At 59.7% G+C, this 4,674-nt stretch carries 3 protein-coding genes; all 3 read left to right on the plus strand.

Going from position 1 to position 4,674, the window contains the following annotated elements; genetic code table 11:
• Positions 1 to 38 precede the first annotated feature (38 nt).
• From cas9 to cas2, 3 genes are read left to right on the plus strand one after another with little or no spacing between them, the layout of a single operon-like run.
• On the plus strand, positions 39 to 3,104 hold the full coding sequence (gene cas9, locus ACMLHG_RS12060; RefSeq protein WP_417170649.1) for a type II CRISPR RNA-guided endonuclease Cas9: 3,066 nt from the start codon (positions 39 to 41) through the stop codon (positions 3,102 to 3,104).
• Positions 3,097 to 3,981 (plus strand): type II CRISPR-associated endonuclease Cas1, encoded by an 885-nt coding sequence (gene cas1, locus ACMLHG_RS12065; RefSeq protein WP_294432992.1) that lies wholly within the window; start codon positions 3,097 to 3,099, stop codon positions 3,979 to 3,981. The genes cas9 and cas1 overlap by 8 nt, the downstream gene beginning before the upstream one ends.
• Positions 3,978 to 4,325, plus strand: coding sequence for a CRISPR-associated endonuclease Cas2 (gene cas2, locus ACMLHG_RS12070; protein ID WP_294432991.1), 348 nt, complete (start codon positions 3,978 to 3,980; stop codon positions 4,323 to 4,325). The genes cas1 and cas2 overlap by 4 nt, the downstream gene beginning before the upstream one ends.
• The last annotated feature ends 349 nt before the right edge of the window (positions 4,326 to 4,674 follow it).

Raw genomic sequence — 4,674 nt, forward strand, 5'->3', positions numbered from 1 at the left:
ATTTTTCAAGTGGAATCGCAAAAAAAAAGGGGAAGAAAATGAAACAGCGGATTCTCGGACTGGATCTCGGGATCAATTCGGTGGGGTGGGCGATTGTCGACGATGACAACGATGCGCAGGTGGATCTGCTCGACTGGGGAAGCCGCATTTTTGCCCCGGGGCTGGCGGCCACGACCGAGGAGATTGTTTCCGGCAAAGGGGAGTCCCGCTGTGCGGAACGCCGGCTGAAAAGGGCGCAGCGGATTGCGTACCGCCGCCGCCGGCAGCATAAGGATGAATTGACGAGGGTCCTGAGCGGTTCCGGACTGCTGCCGGAGCAGGTGAGCCCGGAGTTCTTTCTGCAGATCGACCGCGCGTTTCTGGCCGGACTGCCGGAAGATGAACAAAAGCGGGCCGCTCACGTCGTGCCGTATCTGCTGCGCGCGGCGGCGCTGGACCGGCCGCTTGAACCGATGCAGCTGGGGCGCGCCCTCTACCACCTCGGCCAGCGGCGGGGATACAAGAGCAATCGGAAACAGGAGGCGAAGGATTCCGAGGCCGGAGTGGTTCTCTCGCAGATTGCGGAGCTGAAAGAGGCGATACGGAATTCCGGAGCGCGGACGCTGGGGGAATACTTCTCCACGCTTGACCCCGAACAGCGCCGGATCCGGACCCGGTATACGGAGCGCGGCATGTTCGAAGAGGAGTTCCGCAAAATCTGCGCCGCACAGCGTCCTCTGATATCCGAGGCGCTGGAGCGTGCGCTCTACCATGCCATCTTCTTTCAACGCAAATTGAAGAGCTGTAAGCATTTGATCGGATTCTGCCGGCTGGAGCCGGAGGAGCGGCGCTGCTCGTTTCAGGATCCGCTGGCACAGCGGTTCCGGATTCTGCAGGAGGTGAATCACCTGCGGGTTGACGGCAGGGGCGTTTTGCGGCCGCTGACGGAGGAGGAGCGGCAGAAGGTGCTGACGGTGCTGGACGGCCTTTCCGGCGAATTGAATGCGCAGGGGACGATTGCGCTCTCGGCGCTCGGGCGGCTGGCAGGGTTGCGGCGCGGTGAGAAATTCACGCTGGGGGATGAGGATAAAAAGGTCTACGGCAACGAACTGCATGCGATTCTCTTCCGGGTGTTCGGCGCTCGGGCCGCCGCCATGAAAGAGGAGGAGCGGCAGGCGTTTTTTCACCATCTCGCCTGCATGGAGAAGGACGACGCGCTGCGCCGGATTCTCCGGACGCGCTGGGGATTGAGCGAGGAGGCCGCGGAGAAGGCTGCGCACATCTCTCTGCCGGATGACTATTGCGGTTTCTCCCGCAAGGCTCTGAAACAGCTGCTGCCGGATCTGGAGAGCGGGATTGCGTTAAGTACGGTGATCAAACTCAAATATCCGGAGCAGTTCCAGGCGTCGGAACGGGTGCTGGAGTTTCTGCCGCCGCTGGACGAAACCGGCCTGCAGCTGCGCAATCCGGTCGTGCATCGCACGTTGACGGAGATGCGGCAGGTGGTCAACGCGGTGATTCGCAAATACGGCAAACCGGACCTGATCCGGCTGGAGCTGGCGCGCGACTTGAAGAACAGCAGCAAAGACCGCGAGAACATCACCCGGCGGAACCGGCTCCGTGAAAAGGAGCGCGAACGAATCGCCCGGGAGATCGCGCAGGAAGCCGGGGTGGAGAAGCCGTCCCGGCGGGACATTCTCAAAGTGATGCTGGCGGAGGAGTGCGATTACACCTGCCCCTACACCGGCCGCCGTTTTTCCATGCGGGATCTTCTGCATGGCGGGCTGGTGCACATTGAACATATCGTGCCGTATTCGCGGTCGATGGATGACTCGTTTATCAACAAGACGTTGAGCTGTCGCGATGCGAATGCGGAGAAAGGGAATCGACTGCCGTTCGAGGTGTTCTCCCCGGAGGCGTACCGGGAGATTCTGGAGCGGGTCCGCCGGTTCAAAGGGCCGTTTGCGGAAGCCAAGCTGGAACGGTTCAAGATGCAGAAGGCGGAGAGCCGCGACTTCATCGAGCGCAATCTCAACGACACCCGTTACGCGAGCAAACTGGCCACCGAATATCTGGCGCTTCTCTACGGCGGCCGCTGGGATCGCAACGGCGTGCTGCGGCTTCAGTGCAGTGCCGGCGGGTGTACCGCGGTGGTGCGGCGCGCGTGGGGCGGCAACTATCTGCTGGGGGAGGGGGAGAAGGAGCGCGGCGACTTCCGTCACCACGCGATCGACGCTCTCACCGTGGCGGTCGTGTCGCCGGCCATCGTGAAGGCGGTGGCGGAGATGCCGAAGGAGACGGTCCGGAAGGCGATTGAGGAGAAACAGCCGCTGATCGTCAATTCGCTGTATACGCAGGCGCGGGCGAAACTGGACGCGGCCGGAATCTCTCACCACACGATCAACCGGGCGCGCGGAGCCTTTCATAAGGAGACGATTTACAGCAAATCCCACGGCGGGGACCTGCGTCATGTGCGCCGCCGGCTGGATACGCTGGAGCCGAAAACGGTGGCGGAGATCGTCGACGTTGCAATCCGGCGCGCGGTGGAGGAGAAGCTGGCCGAGCTGAAGATGACGGATCCCCGGAAGGCGTTCAAGGATGGCGGCAATCTGCCGGTTCTGCGGGACCGGCAGGGGCGTTTCGTCAATACGATCCGCAGTGTCCGGGTGCGCCAGAACGTCAAAACCCGCAGCATCGGGGAGGGGGATCGGAAACGGGAGGTGGCGAACGGAGCCAACCTCGTTCTGGCCATCTATGCCCGACATGACGCCGACGGGCGGGAGATCGGCTGGGATGGCGAGGTGGTCACCGTGCTGGATGCCCGGCTGAGGCTGCAGAGAAATGAGCCGGTTTTCCCGAAGGTCAAGGAGGGCAACCCGCTCAAATTCACCCTGCGGAAAGGCGATGTCGTGCGCTGGTCGAAGGACGGGCAGGAGTATTTGTGTGTGATCCGGGGAATCTCTCTGCCGCAGTTCTCCTGCATGCCGATCAACGACGCCCGTGACGTGAAGACGTTGAAGGCGGCGGGGCTGTGGTTCACTCCGACGCTGTCGGCCGCGTTCCGGGGGAAGATGGAGAAGTTTCATACGACACCGCTCGGCGAATTGAGGCGGGCGAATGACTAAACGGATCATTGAGGTTGCCGAGCGGGCGGCCCGGCTGTGGCTGGAGAACCGTCTGCTGGTGGTCCGTGATCCTGACGGCGGGGAGCACCGGGTACCGATCGGGGAGATCGAGTGTGTGCTTCTGGGAACGCCTGCGGTATCCGTGACCGGGGCTCTGCTGGCGGCGCTGGCGGAGGCCGGCGTGATGGTGGTGATTTCCGGTGCGGACCGGCTTCCGGTGGGGATGCAGCTTCCGCTGGCGTCGCATTATTTGCAGAATGAACGGTTTCGGGAGCAGGCGTCGGCATCGTTGCCGTTGTGCAAACGGTTGTGGCAAAGGGTGGTCGCTGCGAAGATTCGTTCGCAGGCGCGGCTGTTGCGGGAGTTGCGCGGAGAAGATGGCGGATTGATTGCTCTGGCGGGGCGGGTGCGCTCGGGGGATCCGGACAATCTGGAGGGAAGAGCCGCGGTTCTCTATTGGAAACAGCTGTTCGGGCGCCCGTTTCTTCGGATACGGGAGGCCGGTGACAGCAATGTTCTCCTCAATTACGGGTATGCGGTGTTGCGTGCCATGACGGCGCGCGCACTCTGCGGCGCCGGACTGCACCCGACGCTGGGGATTCACCATCGGAATCGTTACAACGCCTATTGTCTTGCGGATGATCTGATGGAGCCGTACCGCTGCCGGGTGGATCGGATTGTGGTTCTGTTGAATCCGGAGAATGCGCCTGTTTCTGGAATCTCGCAGGAACAGCGCCGCCGTCTGCTGCTCGGCCTGCTGGAGCCGGTGAAATGGCATGGTGAGCAACATGAATTGCCGGAGCTGCTGACGATTCACGCGCGGCAGCTGGCCGCTTCCTTTACGGAGAAGAAAAATCTGCTGGAGTTTGACGGATGAGTTCTGCCGGACGAACTCCGATTTCGGAGATCAAGGCGATGTGGCTGATGGTGATGTTTGACCTGCCGGTGGTGACGCGGGAGGAGAAACGCAGTTACGCGCGTTTCCGGAAATATCTGTTGTCGGAAGGATTTCAGGCGTTGCAGTATTCCGTGTATGCGAAATACTCCTCCTGCCGGGAGAATGCGAGGAAATACTATCGTTACATTGAGGCGATAGTACCTCCCGGGGGATACGTCCGACTGCTGATGGTGACGGACAAGCAGTTCGGCGAGATGGTGTCGCTCTATGGGAAAACCGTTCAGGAAGTGGAAAAAAAGCCGGAACAACTCCTGCTTTTTTGAAGCGGGCTATATTGTAATTGTCAAAATAATAGCACGTTATGACAATTAAATATAGTCTCCTTTTAAAACTCTACAAGCTCCAGCCGTTATCATAAACAGGCAATAGGATTTATCAATATAGTCTCCTTTTAAAACTCTACAAGCTCCAGCATTGTATTCGCTTGTTCCTCCGCCGCCTCCAATATAGTCTCCTTTTAAAACTCTACAAGCTCCAGCTCCCTCATGCCAGCCGGTAACGTGCATGTAGAATATAGTCTCCTATGATAAAATTCCACTTCGATGCCGGGAAAAACTCAATTTTTTACGAGTTTGAATTGAGTAAAATCCTCAAACATCCAGTTGTTTTTTA

It is taken from the genome of Victivallis sp., assembly GCF_048170485.1.
GTDB lineage: Bacteria > Verrucomicrobiota > Lentisphaeria > Victivallales > Victivallaceae > Victivallis.

Coding starts and splice junctions, on each gene's coding strand:
- cas2 (WP_294432991.1), top strand. CDS start 3,978: ATGAGTTCTGCCGGACGAACTCCGATTTCGGAGATCAAGGCGATGTGG.
- cas9 (WP_417170649.1), top strand. CDS start 39: ATGAAACAGCGGATTCTCGGACTGGATCTCGGGATCAATTCGGTGGGG.
- cas1 (WP_294432992.1), top strand. CDS start 3,097: ATGACTAAACGGATCATTGAGGTTGCCGAGCGGGCGGCCCGGCTGTGG.